An 18,346-nucleotide genomic window follows, 5' to 3' on the forward strand; every position below is an offset into this window, starting at 1 on the left:
GCTTATAATACATTGGAGGCGAAAACATGAATATACCTAATAGAATTACTCTTTCACGAATTTGTTTGATCCCGATTTTTATCATTCTCCTTAGTGTCGGGTTTGAATGGGGGGAATGGCAAATGGGGGAAACCATTTTACCGGTTGTGGATTTTGTTGCTGCATTATTATTTATTGTCGCATCGACAACGGATTGGATCGACGGAAACTACGCTAGAAAACATAACCTCGTTACGAATTTAGGAAAATTTCTTGATCCACTGGCAGATAAGTTATTGGTCTCTGCAGCCCTCATTTTATTGGTGGAAATGGATCTGGCCCCCGCATGGGTGGTTATCATTATTATTAGCAGGGAGTTTGCGGTCACAGGCTTACGGCTGGTAGCAGCTGGTGAGGGAATTGTGCTGGCTGCAAGTAAACTAGGTAAGTTAAAAACGGTCACCCAACTTGTAGCTATCACGTTACTTCTTTTACATAACTTTCCGTTTGCGTATATTACCTTTCCATTTGATATAGTAATGTTATATGTTGCGTTGTTCTTTACGATTCTTTCCGGATATGATTACTTTGCCAAAAATTGGAATGTAATGAGGGATTCAAAATGACAAAACAGATAAAATCAGAAATTATTGCAGTTGGAACGGAATTATTACTTGGACAGATTGCTAATACCAATGCTCAATGGATTTCTCAAGCATTAGCACGTGCTGGAATAGATATTTACCATCATTCAGTTGTTGGTGATAATTTAGATCGTGTTCGGTCACAATTTGTTCAGGCGCAAAAACGTTCAGATGTCATTATTGTTACGGGTGGTTTAGGACCAACAGACGATGATTTAACAAGAGAAGCCTTTCAGACGATGACGAACATGGAAATGATTGAACATAAACCATCGATGGATAAGATTACTGCTTTTTTTGAGAAGCAGCATAGCAGCATGACACCGAATAACACGAAACAAGCCCGTGTTTTTGCCGGTGCGGAAGTGATTCCGAACCATGTTGGGATGGCTCCCGGCATGATGGTAAGTCATGAAGGGAAAATGTGGGTTTTCACACCAGGCGTTCCAAGAGAAATGAAGCCAATGATAACGGATTACGTGCTTCCGGCTATTTTAAAACAGACGGGAGGACGTACGGTTATCCAATCCATTATGCTGCGCTTTATCGGTATTGGCGAATCAAGGCTAGAGCATGAATTAAAACCATTTATCGAAGCACAGACAAATCCAACCATTGCACCGTTAGCCCAGGATCCTGGTGTTTCGATTCGAATTACGGCAAAAGCAGAGACAGCGGAATCGGCAACACAGCTCATCAAGGGAACCAAAGAGCAGATATTGCAACAAGTCGGCGATTATTGCTACGGTGTGGATGACGTTACATTAGAAGGAAGTGTGTTTCAACGGTTTAAGGAAAAAGGATGGACAATTGCAGCGGCTGAAAGCTTGACTGGTGGCAGATTTTCTGATCGTCTTGTAGCGATAGAAGGTGCTTCCGCTGTTTTTGCTGGTGGTATTGTTTGCTATGATACGAAAGTAAAAGAAAACATTTTACACGTTTCCACTGCAACTATCGAGAAGAAGGGAACAGTCAGTGAGGAATGTGCCTTAGAAATGGCCACAAATATCAGCAACCAAATGGATGCAACGGTTGGCATTAGTTTTACCGGAGTTGCTGGTCCGGATACGATTGAAGGGCAAAAGGCTGGCACTGTCTATATTGCGATTGTCAATCGCGATGGGCATCAGCAGGTAGAGAAATTTACCTTTCCTGGAAATCGCCAAGCAGTAAGAAAAAGAGCAGTTATCAAAGGTTATGAACTTCTTTTTCATTATCTAAAATCGTAAAATAAACATACGTTATAGCGCTAAAATTGTATTTTTAAATCAAATAGGTACAGTAAAATCTAATAGTTAAGCAAAAAAGTCGGATAAAAAACAAGAACATTTATTCGATTTTTTTGTTGGCAAAAACCGAAAAACACGTTATGATAGATATAGTTAATTAAAAGGAGGCACATCCCGTTGAGTGATAGAAAACAAGCTTTAGATATGGCGTTACGACAAATTGAAAAGCAATTTGGAAAAGGCTCGATTATGAAACTTGGTGAAGAGCCAATACAGAAGATTGAAACGATACCAAGTGGTTCCCTTGCATTGGACGTAGCATTGGGGATCGGAGGTTACCCACGCGGACGAGTTGTCGAAATATATGGTCCGGAGTCCTCTGGTAAGACGACGGTAGCACTGCATGCAATTGCAGAAGCGCAAAAAAAAGGCGGGCAAGCAGCGTTTATCGACGCCGAACATGCACTCGATCCGACTTACGCACGTGCTTTAGGTGTTGATATTGACGAACTCTTATTATCTCAGCCAGATACAGGTGAACAGGCCTTGGAAATTGCGGAGGCTCTAGTAAGAAGTGGTGCGGTAGATATACTTGTAATAGATTCTGTTGCTGCATTGGTACCAAAAGCGGAAATTGAAGGTGAAATGGGCGATTCCCATGTTGGCTTGCAAGCACGGTTGATGTCGCAAGCACTGAGAAAGCTTTCTGGTGCAATTAATAAGTCAAAAACGACAGCTATCTTTATCAACCAAATAAGGGAAAAGGTAGGCGTTATGTTTGGTAATCCAGAAACTACTCCTGGAGGACGGGCATTAAAATTTTATTCGTCTGTAAGATTAGAAGTCCGTCGTGCTGAAACGTTAAAGCAAGGAAATGAAATGGTAGGAAATAAAGCTAGAATCAAAGTTGTAAAAAACAAAGTTGCACCCCCATTTAAACAAGCGGAAGTCGATATCATGTATGGGGAAGGTATTTCCAAAGAAGGGGAAATTATTGATATTGGATCCGACTTGGATATTGTCCAAAAAAGTGGTGCATGGTATTCATACAATGGAGAACGTCTTGGACAAGGACGCGAAAATGCCAAACAATTTTTACGAGAAAATGAAGGTATTATGACGGAGGTCCATGAGGCAATTAGAGAACACTATAATCTTGATGAGACAGAGGAAGAAGAATCAACCGATGTTGAACAAGGAACATTGGACGTTTAATTATTCCGTTGTCATTATCTGCAATTTAAATGAAGCTTTTGCCCATTCAAATGGCAAAGGCTTTATTTATTTATCCCGTCTTAACGGGCATTAAGACCCCCACTTCAAGATTTTGAGGCGAAACCAAAAAAGATAAGTGGGGGTCAACTGCATGACAAAGGTCCGATTCTGTTCTCAGCCTGCACGATGCAGGTCACAAAGGCGTTGCAACTCAGACGTTGCGATCTTAGCCTTTGTTCTCCTGTCTCAATGGGGGAGAAAGAGAAACCCCCACTGAATGAAGTTTCACTTTATCAAAATAAATAAAGCTAATTCCTGTTTTTTCCGAATAAGTTTCGTTTAATTGTGACGTTTCCTTGACACAGGCGATCGTGACATATAAAATTAGTATGTATAATTTTATTTTTTTTATTATACAATTTTTGTTATTTATTTATTGAACATGGTACATGCCGACAATAATGAATAGTACAACTTTATAGCAATGGGAGGTGAAATTCATGGATATCACTTACATTATCATCTCCATTTTGCTTGCCCTAATCTTTGGTATTGTTGGTTATTGGGTTCGTAAATCTATTGCAGAAGCTAAAATTTCCAGTGCAGAAACGTTAGCAAAGCAAATAGTTGATGAAGCACACAGGAATGCAGATGCCACTAAGAAAGAGGCGCTTCTTGAGGCGAAAGATGAAAATCATAAGCTTCGCCAGCAGACAGAGGATGAGTTAAGAGAACGAAGAAACGAAATACAAAAACAAGAAAATCGTCTGACCCAAAAAGAAGAAAATCTGGACAGAAAAAGTGAAACACTGGACAAGCGGGAGCTCTTGTTAGAGAAAAAGGAACATTCGCTTACAGACAAACAACAACAAATTGAAGAAATGGAAAGCAAAGTGGAAGCTATGATACAAGAGCAGCAAACGGAGCTTGAACGCATTTCAGGTTACACCACTGACCAGGCAAGACAGGTTATTTTAGAGCGGATTGAACAAGATGTTTCACATGATGCAGCGTTGATGATTAAAGAAGCAGAAAACCGTGCGAAAGAAGAAGCTGATAAGAAAGCAAAAAGCATTCTTTCTCTTGCGTTACAACGTTGTGCTGCAGACCACGTTGCTGAAACAACCGTATCTGTTGTAAATCTTCCAAATGATGAAATGAAAGGTCGTATTATCGGACGTGAAGGTCGAAATATACGAACGTTAGAAACATTAACAGGAATTGATTTAATCATTGATGATACACCTGAAGCAGTTATTTTATCAGGATTCGATCCGATTCGAAGAGAAACCGCTCGTATGGCATTGGAAAAACTCGTGCAGGATGGCAGAATCCACCCGGCAAGAATTGAAGAAATGGTGGATAAAGCCAGACGTGAGGTTGATGAATATATACGAGAAGTTGGTGAGGAAACAACATTTGAAGTTGGGGTGCATGGTCTGCATCCGGATTTGGTTAAAATACTTGGTCGTCTAAAATACCGGACAAGTTATGGTCAAAATGTGTTAAAGCATTCGACAGAGGTAGCATATTTAACTGGATTGCTTGCTGCTGAATTAGGTGAAGACGAAACATTAGCAAGACGAGCTGGATTACTTCATGATATCGGTAAAGCAATTGATCATGAAGTAGAAGGAAGTCACGTTGAAATTGGTAAAGAGCTTGCAATAAAGTATAAAGAACATGAAGTAGTCATTAACTCCATTGCTTCCCATCATGGGGATGAAGAACCGACATCAATCATCGCTGTACTGGTAGCGGCAGCGGACGCACTATCTGCTGCAAGACCTGGTGCACGGAGCGAGACACTTGAAAATTATATTAAACGTTTAGAAAAATTGGAGGAAATTTCCGAGTCCTTCGCCGGCGTAGAAAAATCATTTGCGATTCAGGCAGGAAGAGAGATTCGTATTATGGTAAAGCCGGATGAAATTGACGATATTGAATCGGTGAAGATAGCCCGTGAGATTCGTAAGCGGATCGAGGGAGAACTCGATTATCCGGGGCATATAAAAGTGACGGTAATCCGCGAGACGAGGGCAGTGGAATACGCTAAATAAACAAAAGCGGTCATTTTGACCGCTTTTGTTTATTTATAAGCTGCTTTTAACTTTGACAAATCCATCTTCATTATGAAACACTTAAATCACCATATAAGATAGGATGATACGGGAAAATGAAAATATTATTTATTGGCGACGTTGTTGGTTCACCAGGACGCGATATGGTACAGGAATACCTGCCGAAACTAAAAGAAAAATACCGCCCGCAAATGATTATTGTGAATGGTGAAAATGCTGCATCTGGAAAAGGAATTACTGAAAAAATTTATAAGCAATTTTTGGAATGGGGTGCCCAAGTGGTAACCATGGGAAATCACACCTGGGACAAAAAGGAGATTTTTGAATTTATTGATGATGCGAAATATATGATTCGGCCGGCAAATTTTCCGGATGGAACACCTGGAAAGGGCATCGTCTATTATCACTTAAATGGCATCGAGGTTGCCGTGATTAATATGCAAGGGCGGACTTTTCTTCCGGCATTGGACGACCCGTTTCGAAAGGTGGATCAATTAATCGCTGAAGCCAAACAACGGACAAATATCATTTTCCTGGATTTCCATGCGGAAGCAACAAGTGAGAAACAGGCAATGGGCTGGTATGTGGACGGCCGTGTAAGCGCGATTGTTGGAACCCATACCCACACCCAAACAGCGGATGAGCGAATTCTGCCACAGGGGACGGCATACATTACCGATGCAGGCATGACAGGTCCATATGACGCAATTTTAGGCACCGACAGGGAAGCCGTCCTGAAAAAATTTCTAACTAGTCTGCCAGTACGTTTTGAAGTGGATAAAAAGGGTAGAACACAGATAAATGGTATCGTTGTGACGATTAACGAAAAAACGGGGGCAGCATCTCATATTGAACGAATTATGGTTAATGATGATCATCCATTCTTTAGCTGATATTTGAATTATTTGAATTCTTCATGCATAATTAAGGTTATAAGCGATCATCTCCACGAATATAGTTACAATAGAACTAAATTAGTAAATGAAGGAGGTACTAGTAATGGAAATATTAAAAGTTTCAGCTAAATCAAGTCCAAATTCAGTAGCAGGTGCACTCGCGAACGTTTTACGTGAACGTGGCTCAGCAGAAATCCAGGCGATCGGTGCAGGAGCACTGAATCAAGCTGTGAAAGCGGTAGCAATAGCCAGAGGGTTTGTTGCCCCTAGTGGAGTTGATCTGATCTGTATTCCAGCCTTTACCGATATTATGATTGATAATGAAGAACGTACAGCAATTAAGTTAATTGTCGAGCCTAGATAATACCTCGGTCTTATCCATTATGATATAATAGCATGATCAAAGTGTTACGTGAAAACTGCGTAACACTATTTTTATGCAGAAAAGTGCAGCGGGGCCGTTCAGCGACGTAGGGCATAGACAAGAGACCGCAAAACGCCCGCACTTTGGCGTTTGGAGTGTCTATTGCTTATACCAGTAGTCTCTAACCCACGTGTAACTAGATCAGAAAAGTGCAGTCGACAAGCAACTTAATTCTTTATAAAGAAGATTTTAATTGCCGTTTCCTCTGTATATTGTTAAATTTGTATTAAGGTATTATACTGTAATAATGTACAACTATGTTTTAAGGCTTTTGTTTAAATAAAGAAAGGAGTTTCGTTATGAACGAACAGCAGCGGAAGGAACAATCGCAAATCAAGCAGGTGGATACCGCGGACAGAAAATCCGGTCAGGATAAGCCGCTTAGTGAAAAAACAAGTGCTGATTTCGCCAAGTATTTTGAAACGACATATGAACCGCCAAACTTGAATAAAGCAAGGAAGCGCGGACGTGATAAAGTAACCGTGCATTATGATTTTACCATCCCGGAAGATATGGAGAATATCGGGGAAGGCAAGAAATTTTTGATCCGTACATATGGCTGCCAAATGAATGAGCACGATACAGAGGTGATGGCGGGTATCTTAACGGATATGGGCTACGAATCGACTGCAGACACGAATGAAGCAGATATTATATTGTTGAACACGTGTGCCATTCGCGAAAATGCAGAAAATAAGGTATTTGGTGAAATCGGCCACCTAAAGCCACTGAAACTGGAGAAACCGGATTTAATTCTTGGGGTATGCGGCTGCATGTCACAGGAAGAATCGGTCGTTAATCGTATCATGAAAAAACATCCGCAAGTGGATCTTATCTTTGGTACCCATAATATCCATCGACTTCCACATTTGGTAAAAGAGGCTATGTTTGGTAAAGAAAAAGTAGTGGAAGTATGGTCCAAGGAAGGCGACATTATTGAAAATCTGCCCAAAGTACGAAAAGGCAAGATTAAGGCTTGGGTAAATATCATGTACGGCTGCGATAAGTTTTGTACTTATTGCATCGTTCCAATGACACGCGGGAAAGAACGGAGCCGCAGACCGGAGGATATTATACAGGAGGTACGTCATTTGGTAGCACAGGGCTATCAGGAAGTGACACTACTTGGGCAAAATGTAAATGCGTACGGAAAGGATTTTGAAGACATAACATACGGTCTTGGCGATTTGATGGATGATATTCATAAAATTGATGTACCCAGAGTACGTTTTACAACATCCCATCCACGAGATTTTGATGACCGATTAATCGAAGTGCTGGCGAAGGGTGGAAATTTGCTTGATCATATTCATCTGCCAGTTCAATCTGGAAGCAGTGAAATCTTGAAAAAAATGAATCGGAAATATACCCGGGAAGATTATCTCGAGTTAGTCCGTAAAATTCGTAAAGCAATGCCAAATGCGACATTAACAACCGATATCATTGTTGGCTTTCCAAATGAAACAGATGAGCAATTTGAAGAAACGATGACCCTGATGGAAGAAGTTGGTTTTGAGGCGGCATATACCTTTATCTATTCACCAAGGGAGGGTACCCCTGCAGCGCGTAAACAAGATGATGTACCTGAAGAAGTCAAAAAGCAGCGTTTATACCGTTTAAATGAGTTAGTTAATAAACAGTCAGCTGCGTCGATGAAACAGTACCAGGATAAAGTGGTAAAGGTGCTTGTTGAAGGTGAAAGTAAAAAGGATTCGGATGTATTGGCCGGATACACGGAAAGAAATAAATTGGTTAATTTCAAAGGACCAAAATCAGCAATAGGAAAAATTGTTGATGTGAAAATTACCGAAGCAAAAACATGGTCATTAAATGGCGTAATGGTAGAAAATACGGTTGGAGTGAATTGATATGGCGGAATATACACGTACACAAGTATTGGACGAGGCGAAGAAACTAGCTAGTATGCTTGCAAAAACAGATGAAATTGATCGGTTTAAACAAGTGGAAGCAAAGATAAATGAGAATAAAAAAGTACAACAGTTAATCTCCCGGATAAAATCATTGCAAAAACAAGCCGTTAATTTCCAGGCCTATGAAAAAAAAGAAGCATTAAAAAAAGTTGAGGCTGAAATCGATCGTTTGCAGAATGAAGTTGATGGGATTCCTGTTGTTCAAGAGTTTAAGGAAACACAAATTGTTGTGAATGATGTATTACAGCTGGTTACTGGTACCATTGCGCGTGAGGTAACTAATAACGTCATTGAATCCACTGGCGGCGACCTGTTATCCGGTGAAACAGGGTCAAAGGTTCGAAACAGTTCCACTTGCGGCCATTAAAAGGGACAGTCCCCCACCACACTAAAGTGTTAAAGTGGCGGTGGACTGTTTTTGTGTTTTGTAACGTTTTTCTCTTTTTTTCGTAGGCTATTGCATGATACTTTTGCTGGGCAATATGCAGCTATGCACTTTAGGTATTTGTCTTGCATAAAATGACTATGAAAAAAGAGGAGGTAAACGTTATTATGAGTTTTCTTGAACAAGAGTATAGAGAGATCATTACCAGAGCCATTTGTGGTAAAGGGCGCAAGTTCACGCAAGCAACCCATTCTGTCACTCCATCACATAGACCGTCAAGTATTCTTGGTTGCTGGGTAATCAACCATTTGTATAATGCGAAGAAGAAATCGGAAGACACTGTAGAAGTGAATGGCAGCTACGACATTAATATCTGGTATTCCTACAACGATAATACCAAGACCGAAGTCGTTACGGAGCGGGTAACATATTGCGATTATATCCCGCTATCCATTAAAGATGATAATTGTTTGACGGATGATTATGATGTCATTTGCAAAGTTGTGCAACAGCCAAATTGCCTGGAATGCAAGATTGCTAATCAGGGTCATAAAATTGTGGTAGAAATCGAGCGAGAGTTTATTGTACAAATAATCGGTGATACCAAAGTATGTGTTCGAGTCGATCCAAAAGGCTGTGACATTGACGATGACGACAATGATTGGGATTTCGAAATAACCGATGATGAACTGACGAACGTAAACCCAGAATTTTTAAATGAGAGTAGTAGTAGCAGTAAGGATTAACGAACTTACGAGGGAGAAATTCTCTCGTAAGTTTTTTTCCCCATTTTTACTGGTCAGTAGACTTCTATTTCAAGAGTTTAAGGTGATCGTAAAAATAAATGGGAGTCAACTGCGTGGTAGGTCCGATTCTGTTTGGGCCTGCACGGTGCAGACTACAAAGGCGTTGCAGACGCCTAAAAACATAGCCTTCGTTCCTGATTATCAGCGGAGAAAAGCATCCCAATGAATGAGATTTCACCTTATAGGAGGCATCATAAGTTATTCGCTCCCATTTTACAATGTATGCTATAATGTAACAATATATAAGGTTTTTGGAGGATTTTTATCATGGCAAAATACACACCAATGATGGAGCAATATTTGCAAATAAAACAGGAGTATACCGATGCTTTTTTATTTTTTCGTTTAGGCGATTTTTATGAAATGTTTTTTGATGATGCCATTAAGGCCGCTCATGAATTGGAGATAACACTTACCAAACGGGACGCCGGGCAAAAAGACCCGATTCCGATGTGTGGCGTTCCCTATCATTCAGCTGAAAATTACATAAAGAATTTAATTGATAAAGGCTATAAGGTTGCCATTTGTGAACAGGTAGAGGACCCAAAAATTGCAAAAGGAGTTGTGAAACGAGAAGTTGTTCAATTAATAACGCCGGGAACCGTGATGGAATCTACTATGCTAAGTGAAGGGGAAAACAACTATATTGCTAGTCTTTCTCATTTTCCCGATGGTACGTTTGTGGTTGCTTACAATGATTTGTCAACCGGTGAAAACCGGGTGGCGATGGTGCCTCATGGATGGGATGCAGTAGTTCATGAATTGTATAACCAGCCCATTAAAGAGATGGTCGTTTCGTCTGATCTGCCAGTGAATTGGCAGCAGGAATTGCAGGCGAAACTAAACGTAACATTATCCTTTCAAGATGAAGTAACATTTAATGGCGAATATCGACATTTATGTGAGGCGTTGAATGACGAGCGATTAATGCAGGCGTTTAGCAGATTGTTGAATTATATTCAGCATACACAAAAGCGTTCGCTTGATCATCTGCAGCCAGCAAGGCGAATAGAGTTGAAGGATTATTTAACATTGGATATGTATTCTAAACGTAACCTAGAGCTTACGGAGACAATCATGAAGAAAACAAAACATGGCAGCTTGTTGTGGGTACTTGATCGAACGGTGACTGCAATGGGATCACGCCTGTTAAAAAAATGGCTGGAGCGCCCGTTAATGAACCGCCAGCTCATTGAGGGACGTTTATCGATTGTGGATGGGTTTTATCAGGGATTCATGGAGCGTGATACCCTGAGAGAACAATTGAAATCTGTCTATGATCTGGAACGTTTAGCTGGCCGAATCGCCTTTGGTAATGTGAATGCTCGTGATCTAATGCAATTAAAACAGTCCCTTGCTAACATTCCAGAATTAAAGGCCACACTAAACCAGTTTCCAGAGGAGCAAATTAGAGCATTAGGTGATGCGATTGAGTGGCCAAAACAAATCGTGGATATGCTGGAGCAAAGTTTAGTGGATGATCCGCCGGTGTCGATTAAAGAAGGATCGATTATTAAGGATGGTTACCATGATACTTTGGATACTTATCGGGATGCCTCCCGCAATGGGAAACAATGGATTGCAGCATTAGAACAAAAAGAGAAAAAAGAAACAAACATCAAATCATTGAAAATTGGGTATAATCGGGTGTTCGGTTACTATATTGAGGTAACTAAAGCCAATCTGCATTTGTTACCTGAAGGCAGATATGAACGCAAGCAAACCTTAACAAATGCAGAGCGTTATGTTACCCCAGAATTAAAAGAAAAAGAATCGCTGATTATGGAAGCGGAAGAAAAAAGTGTAGAACTCGAGTATCAGTTATTTATGGAGATCCGGGAACAATTAAAGGAACAAATACCGGTTCTGCAAAAAATAGCTGAAGTCGTAAGTAAGATTGATGTATTACAGGCCTTTGCCACGGTAAGTGAGGCAAATAATTATAAGCGGCCCCAATTTGGTGAGAAGACACTTTCCATTACAAATGGTCGTCACCCAGTGATTGAGCAGGTGATGAAAGATGGCTCGTTCGTACCAAATGACATCACCCTTGACCAGCAAACAGAGATGCTGCTTATCACGGGACCAAACATGTCCGGAAAAAGTACGTATATGCGACAATTAGCATTGACGGTAATTATGGGTCAAATTGGCTGCTTTGTTCCCTGTGATGAAGCTGAATTACTTATTTTTGATCAAATCTTTACCCGAATTGGTGCTGCAGATGATTTGGTTTCCGGACAAAGCACATTTATGGTGGAAATGCTGGAAGCAAACCATGCCATTAGTAATGCGACTGAAAATAGTTTAATTCTGCTTGATGAAATTGGGCGCGGGACAAGTACGTATGATGGAATGGCATTGGCACAGGCAATTGTTGAATATATACACGATAACATCCATGCGAAAACACTCTTTTCCACTCATTATCATGAGTTGACAGCACTCGCTGATTCATTAACTAAATTGAAGAATATTCATGTGCGGGCAGAAGAATACGAAGGTAATGTTGTATTTCTCCATCAAATCCAAGCAGGTGCTGCTGACAAAAGCTATGGTATTCAGGTGGCCAAGCTTGCCGAACTGCCGGAAACGTTAATAACAAGAGCGCGTTCGATATTACATGATTTGGAGAATAACGATCAGCCAATACAAATCTCGGAAACCTCTGATCCGAAACAATTATCATTTTTTGTTGAAGAAGATAATAGCAAGGTAACCGGGAAATACAAAGAGAAATTAGGATCAAGTGTGGAACAGGAGTTAATAAAACTCGATTTATTCGATATGACTCCACTTGATGCGATGAATGCATTATACCGGTTGCAGAAGCAGGTAAAATAGAAACAAGTACTATATCATTTTGCAGAAGTATGTTGGGTGCCATGTTTTGAAAGGAGTGATTTTTTGAGCATCGTACAAATGCCGGATACACTAGCCAACAAAATAGCTGCCGGAGAAGTAGTCGAACGACCGGCCTCGGTGGTAAAGGAATTGATTGAGAACAGTATTGATGCCAATAGTACCTGGATTAAAATCGATATTCTTGAAGCGGGATTACAGCAAATTAAAATTACCGATAACGGCAACGGGATGGATGAAGCTGATTGTGAACGAGCGTTCTTGCGTCATGCCACGAGTAAGATCAAGAATGAAACGGATTTATTCCATGTGAAGACGCTTGGTTTCCGTGGGGAAGCCTTAGCCAGTATTGCAGCAGTCAGCCGTTTAACAGTGAAGACATCCGAGGGTAAAGGCGCCGGTACCTTGCTCAAGCTTGAAGGTGGAAAAGAAACGCATAAGGAAAAAAGTGATGCCCGCAAAGGTTCTAAGATTGTTGTGGAGGATTTATTCTTCAATACACCGGCACGGTTAAAATACATGAAGACGATTCATACGGAGCTTGGACACATTACCGATTTGCTGAACCGATTAGCACTGTCGCATCCTTCCATTCGTTTTGAGGCGACACACAATGGAAAACAGTTATTTAAAACAACCGGTAATGGTGAACTTTTACAGGTGATTGCCCAGGTATATGGTATGAGTGTGGCGAAAAAAATGCTTCCCATTAAGCATGAGACACTTGATTTTCAGGTGGAAGGCTACATTGCCAAACCGGAAATTACCCGTGCGTCACGATCCTATATATCTACGATTATTAACGGACGGTATATTAAAAGTATTCCGCTGTCAAAAGCGGTTATCAACGGCTATCATACGTTGCTCCCGATTGGCAGGCAGCCGATTGTTATTTTAAATATTACCATGGATCCAATTTTAGTGGATGTGAATGTGCACCCAGCAAAATTGGAGGTCCGTTTTAGTAAAGATAAAGAACTGTTTGCCGCGATTGAGGAAACCATTCGGGCGAAATTTCGGGAAATCACGTTAATCCCTGAATTAGAGCATAAAAAGGAGAAACAGCCAGAATCTGTTCAGCATACCATCACGTTTGATGATGTGCCGCAAGTTTCACAGTCATCGGATCATCAAATAAATTCCGATTGGACGAAGGATCCGTATCTCAAGGAACGTCCGGAAGTGTTTGCGGACACATTTGATCAAAATAGTGAAATCAGTGAAAACAATGCACCTGCTATTGAAGCGACAGGGCATATAGAAACAAGCGCTTTTGTCGAAAATTATACAGAAGCGGTCCCGACTGATCAAGAACCCGTAACTGTTGGAACGGACCGCGTACCGACCATGTATCCGATCGGTCAATTGCAAGGAGCATATATTATGGCGCAAAATGAGAATGGATTATATATGATTGATCAGCACGCAGCCCAAGAACGGATTAAATATGAATTTTTCAAGCAGAAGCTGGGGAAAACAACCAATGAGTTACAGGAGTTATTAATTCCACTAACTTTTGATTTTTCCAAGCAGGAAGCCATTTTTATTGAAACCTATCGGGATGAGCTGGAACGAGTCGGGTTGTTTTTGGAATCATTCGGTGATCAGACATTCATCGTTCGTTCCTATCCGACGTGGTTTCCACAAGGATTTGAAGAAGAAGTAATTCGGGAAATGATTGCCCAAATTATGGAAGAAGAGCGAATTAATATTGAAGCGATCAGGGAGGATGCGGCTATTCTTATGTCGTGTAAACGATCCATTAAGGCGAATCATTATTTGAATCAGGATGATATGTTTCGGTTGTTGGAGGATTTACGAGCGACAACTGATCCATTTACCTGTCCGCATGGACGACCGATTATTGTTCATTTTTCAACGTACGAACTGGAGAAAATGTTTAAGCGGGTGATGTGACAGGTATAAATGTTGCACCACATGTCAAAGCTAGGCAGAAAGACTTATGGCTTACATGTGAGGTGTGTTTGATGGAGAATCAACGCTTAATTAACTTTTTAAATCAACTTCTGTCCAACTATTTTTTGATGTATGTAAAATTACATCGGTATCATTGGTTTGTGCAAGGAAGACACTTTTTTCAGCTGCACGCGCAATTTGAGGAAATGTATAAAACCATGGCTAATGATCTTGATGAAATCGCCGAGCGTGTTTTAATGATTGATGGGAAACCGTTAGCAACTATGAGTAAGTATTTAAAAGAAGCCACTTTAGAGGAAGCAACGGCTGATGATAAAGAAAATGAAATGATCACACAGCTTACGCATGATTATGAACAGATCATACGGGAAATACAGGAAGATGGGTTGTCCCTTTCAGCAGAAATGAAGGACGAGCCGACGAATGATCTTCTCATTGGTTTACAAGCAACATTAGAAAAATATGTTTGGATGTTAAAGGCTTACGAAGCATATGAATAAAGTGTCAGTGGGGATCTGGCTACAGGACGTTCGAGTATAGGTGCAGACATAAGGACTGGCTTTTCCTAATCTAGCTTTTCGCCCCCGTCGCTGATAAGAAACAAAGGTTACATAATGTCCTGTTGTATACCTTTGTGATCTGCTTCTTGCAGGTCCGAACAGAAACCGGTATTGACGGGCTGTTTCCCCCAGCTTTTTGTTTGAGTTACTCACGCTTGAATGTGGGGGTATTACATATAGCAGTCCATCAATGCATAGAAAAAAGCAGATACAGGGGAATAAGCATGAAACAAAACGTTATTGCAGTTGTTGGTCCTACAGCAGTTGGCAAGACACAACTCAGTATTGAAATTGCCAAAGCGTTTCAAGGAAACATCATCAGTGGAGATTCGATGCAAGTTTATCAGGGTTTGGATATTGGCACTGCCAAGATTACCAAGCCGGAAATGCAAGGAATCCCCCATTATATGATTGATATTAAACAACCGGATGAGCCTTTCTCAGTTGCGGACTACCGCGATTATGTCCAATATTATATTGCGCAGATTGCAGAATTTGGGCATCTGCCCATTTTGGCAGGCGGCAGCGGGCTTTACATTCAAGCTGCCTTATGTAATTATCACTTTTCTGAGCAAAGGCGCAATAAGAATCGTACCGAAGAGCTGGAAGCGATCATTCATCGTGATGGTCCGGATCAGCTGTATCAATTTTTACAAAAAGTTGATCCGGAACAAGCTAAAAAAATCCATCCGAATAATCATCGCCGGTTAATTCGTGCAATCGAAATCTATGAAACAACCGGTACAACGATGACCGAAAATAGAAAGAAGCAAGGTGTTTCGCCGTACAATCCGATTTTTGTCGGGTTGGAAATGGAGCGAAAGCAACTGTACGATCGTATTAATAAACGGGTTGATCAGATGATGCAAACAGGTTTGCTGGATGAGGTGACTGACTTATTTAATCGAGGATTGGAAAATGAACAATCGATGCGAGGTATCGGCTACAAAGAGTTTATCCCATATTTAAAAGGGGAACAAAGTCTGGAGGTCGCTATCGAACATGTTAAACGCAATTCCAGACGGTTTGCCAAGCGGCAGTATACATGGTTCAAAAATAAAATGAATGTGCATTGGTATCGCATTCAGCCTGATAATATTGATCAAAAATTTCAAACTATTTTGGGCGACTTAGCAGGAATCATGGAAGAAACATAGAAATAAGAATATATACAGATAGAAAGAGGAGGAAAAGTGAAATGGCGCAATCCGTAAATATTCAGGATAATTACTTAAATCAGCTGAGAAAAGAACATATTTCGGTTACCGTGTTTTTAACAAACGGATTTCAACTTAGAGGAGTCGTTAAAGCTTTTGATAACTTTACTGTTTTATTTGAAACAGACGGTAAGCAACAGTTGATTTTCAAACATGCGATTTCTACATTCGCACCAGTTAAAAACGTAAACCTAGATAAAGAATAATCGTAGTAGAGCTTGGGACAACGTGTTTTTTCAAAGAGAAATCCGAATGATGATTCAAGTTCCTTTAATTGGAATTTGTATTCGTTTGGATTTCTCTTCTTTTATAAGAAGTAATGTTTTAGCAATGAAGTATAATAAAGCTTTGTTGTTGATAATTTGCATAAACTGCGACACAGTGATAATTTCTTTGAGGGCACTTCTCCCGTTCTATAATGGAAGATTGGTGCTTACATTCGCTCCGTCAGAATACTCCACCCTCCTCTCACCCGGACGGAGGCATTAGTACCCCTCTTCCAATAGAACGAGTGTTATTAATTAATATTCACTACGTCGCATTTTCCATCAACTGCGTGCAAGATTTACCTGTTGAAAAAGTAACTTGCCAAACCCCGTTCGTCTTTAGTCTTGAAAGTTTTCGTTATATTCTAGCCTATATTTTTCTTGAAACGCTGTTCTTGATTTCTGACTTCTGTTCTGGGCTTTTGTCACACCTTTTTTTGCTCGTGCGTATACTATCGTGACGAAGGGGTGATGAAGTGGAGACGCAAATGGTACGCAATAAAAATGGGCAAATCAATATTGTCTTTCACGATAAAAAGGCAAAACAGCTGGATGAAGCGATGGATAATAGCCCATTTGCACATATTGATCAGGAATTCTCATCCTTTATTGGAATGGAACGTCTAAAAAAAACAATCAAAGAAATATATGCAACAATCGTGATAAATGAAAAACGAAAGGAAATTGGTCTTTCTGCTAGTAAGCAAGTACTTCATATGCTTTTTAAAGGGAATCCGGGAACAGGTAAAACAACGGTGGCCAGAAAGCTGGCAAAAATGTATTTTGAAATGGGATTGTTGTCAAAAGGACAGTTTATTGAAGCGGAACGAGCCGATTTAGTCGGGGAGTATATTGGGCAAACTGCGCAAAAAACCAGATCGATTATTCAAAAATCAATTGGCGGAATGTTATTTATTGATGAAGCTTATTCGTTAGCCCGTGGAGGGGAAAAAGACTTTGGCAAAGAAGCGATAGATACACTTGTCAAGCATATGGAAGATAACCAGAATGATTTTGTATTGATTCTAGCCGGATATCCATATGAAATGGAACGGTTTTTAATGCTCAATCCAGGATTGAAATCGCGTTTTCCGTTTATCTTAGATTTTCAGGATTATGATGTAGACCAATTAATAGATATCGCCAAGCAGATGGTGTCACTTCGGGAGTATCGATTATCACAGGAAGCATATCGGAAGCTGCAGGAGCATCTTTATCGAAAAACGCGAGAAGGAGAGCGGAATTTTGCAAATGCACGATATGTTCGAAATGTGATTGAGCAGGCAATACGAAGGCATGCTGTACGGGTGCTTTGTGGCAGGCGGTATGCTGCAGATGACCTAATTTTCCTGAGTGGAAGTGATTTACAGTTTTATGATGATTAGAATCTGATTTAAATTGTATCGCACTTTTTTCTTTGCTATGATAGATGCATGCGAACGAGAAAGAGGCGGAGTAAGATGTCAGAACAAATTTTTATCATAGCAGTAAAAAAACCAGAACAGACAAATGCACGTTTTCAATCTTCACTTGATGAACTAATTTCCCTAAGCAAAACAGCGGGAGGTACGGTGGTTGAGGTGTTTACTCAAAATCGCCATCGTATCCACTCCGCCCATTATATTGGCGAAGGGAAAATGGAAGAAATTGCGGCACAGCTAACCGAATCTGCCATAGATTTAGTGATCGCGAATGATGAGCTTTCGGCAGGGCAACTCCGAAATCTGGGTAAACATTTTGGAGTAAGAGTGATTGATCGCAGTCAACTGATATTAGATATTTTTGCGCAGCGTGCTCATACAAAAGAAGGAAAGCTTCAGGTAGAATTAGCACAACTGGAATATATGTTACCTAGGCTTCATGGCCAGGGAATAGCAATGTCCAGATTAGGGGCTGGCATTGGAACGCGTGGC

Annotated in this window: 16 protein-coding genes; all 16 read left to right on the forward strand. The window is 40.5% G+C overall.

The window, feature by feature from the left end:
- The first annotated feature begins 26 nt into the window (after positions 1–26).
- The gene (gene pgsA, locus WMZ97_RS17655; RefSeq protein ID WP_343273415.1) at positions 27–605 is read left to right on the forward strand and encodes a CDP-diacylglycerol--glycerol-3-phosphate 3-phosphatidyltransferase; all 579 of its coding nucleotides are present in this window, start codon (positions 27–29) and stop codon (positions 603–605) included.
- Positions 602–1,852, forward strand: coding sequence for a competence/damage-inducible protein A (locus WMZ97_RS17660; protein WP_343273416.1), 1,251 nt, complete (start codon positions 602–604; stop codon positions 1,850–1,852). Before pgsA ends, WMZ97_RS17660 begins: the two co-directional genes overlap by 4 nt.
- 177 nt (positions 1,853–2,029) lie before the next feature.
- Positions 2,030–3,067: a recombinase RecA gene (gene recA / locus WMZ97_RS17665; RefSeq protein ID WP_343273417.1), complete on the forward strand. Its 1,038-nt coding sequence runs from the start codon at positions 2,030–2,032 to the stop codon at positions 3,065–3,067.
- A gap of 500 nt (positions 3,068–3,567) precedes the next feature.
- Complete coding sequence (gene rny / locus WMZ97_RS17670; protein WP_343273418.1) at positions 3,568–5,127, forward strand: ribonuclease Y; 1,560 nt, start codon at positions 3,568–3,570, stop codon at positions 5,125–5,127.
- 116 nt (positions 5,128–5,243) lie between these two features.
- Entirely contained in the window at positions 5,244–6,041 is a 798-nt protein-coding gene (locus WMZ97_RS17675; protein ID WP_343273419.1) for a TIGR00282 family metallophosphoesterase, read from the forward strand.
- A gap of 106 nt (positions 6,042–6,147) precedes the next feature.
- Positions 6,148–6,408, forward strand: coding sequence for a stage V sporulation protein SpoVS (gene spoVS / locus WMZ97_RS17680; protein ID WP_028782854.1), 261 nt, complete (start codon positions 6,148–6,150; stop codon positions 6,406–6,408).
- A gap of 359 nt (positions 6,409–6,767) precedes the next feature.
- A complete protein-coding gene (gene miaB / locus WMZ97_RS17685) occupies positions 6,768–8,336 on the forward strand; it encodes a tRNA (N6-isopentenyl adenosine(37)-C2)-methylthiotransferase MiaB (protein ID WP_343273420.1) in 1,569 nt (522 codons plus the stop codon).
- 1 nt (position 8,337) lies between these two features.
- The gene (locus WMZ97_RS17690; RefSeq protein WP_343273421.1) at positions 8,338–8,766 is read left to right on the forward strand and encodes a RicAFT regulatory complex protein RicA family protein; all 429 of its coding nucleotides are present in this window, start codon (positions 8,338–8,340) and stop codon (positions 8,764–8,766) included.
- A gap of 185 nt (positions 8,767–8,951) precedes the next feature.
- Entirely contained in the window at positions 8,952–9,530 is a 579-nt protein-coding gene (locus tag WMZ97_RS17695) for an outer spore coat protein CotE (RefSeq protein ID WP_343273422.1), read from the forward strand.
- A 327-nt stretch (positions 9,531–9,857) separates the two neighbouring features.
- Positions 9,858–12,434: a DNA mismatch repair protein MutS gene (mutS, locus tag WMZ97_RS17700; protein WP_343273423.1), complete on the forward strand. Its 2,577-nt coding sequence runs from the start codon at positions 9,858–9,860 to the stop codon at positions 12,432–12,434.
- Positions 12,435–12,497: 63 nt separating this feature from the next.
- The gene (mutL, locus tag WMZ97_RS17705; protein ID WP_343273424.1) at positions 12,498–14,369 is read left to right on the forward strand and encodes a DNA mismatch repair endonuclease MutL; all 1,872 of its coding nucleotides are present in this window, start codon (positions 12,498–12,500) and stop codon (positions 14,367–14,369) included.
- 71 nt (positions 14,370–14,440) lie between these two features.
- The gene (locus tag WMZ97_RS17710; RefSeq protein ID WP_343273425.1) at positions 14,441–14,890 is read left to right on the forward strand and encodes a Dps family protein; all 450 of its coding nucleotides are present in this window, start codon (positions 14,441–14,443) and stop codon (positions 14,888–14,890) included.
- 284 nt (positions 14,891–15,174) lie between these two features.
- Positions 15,175–16,107: a tRNA (adenosine(37)-N6)-dimethylallyltransferase MiaA gene (gene miaA / locus WMZ97_RS17715; RefSeq protein WP_343273426.1), complete on the forward strand. Its 933-nt coding sequence runs from the start codon at positions 15,175–15,177 to the stop codon at positions 16,105–16,107.
- A gap of 41 nt (positions 16,108–16,148) precedes the next feature.
- Positions 16,149–16,373, forward strand: coding sequence for an RNA chaperone Hfq (gene hfq / locus WMZ97_RS17720; RefSeq protein WP_343273427.1), 225 nt, complete (start codon positions 16,149–16,151; stop codon positions 16,371–16,373).
- 536 nt (positions 16,374–16,909) lie between these two features.
- Positions 16,910–17,818 carry an AAA family ATPase gene (locus WMZ97_RS17725; protein ID WP_343273428.1) on the forward strand — a complete coding sequence of 303 codons (909 nt, stop codon included), beginning with the start codon at positions 16,910–16,912 and terminating at the stop codon, positions 17,816–17,818.
- 75 nt (positions 17,819–17,893) lie between these two features.
- Positions 17,894–18,346: HflX-like GTP-binding protein (locus WMZ97_RS17730; protein ID WP_449826331.1), on the forward strand; the 453-nt coding region annotated here is incomplete at its 3' end.

Source organism: Lentibacillus songyuanensis, assembly GCF_039548255.1.
In the GTDB taxonomy this organism is placed as follows: domain Bacteria; phylum Bacillota; class Bacilli; order Bacillales; family Amphibacillaceae; genus Lentibacillus_C; species Lentibacillus_C songyuanensis.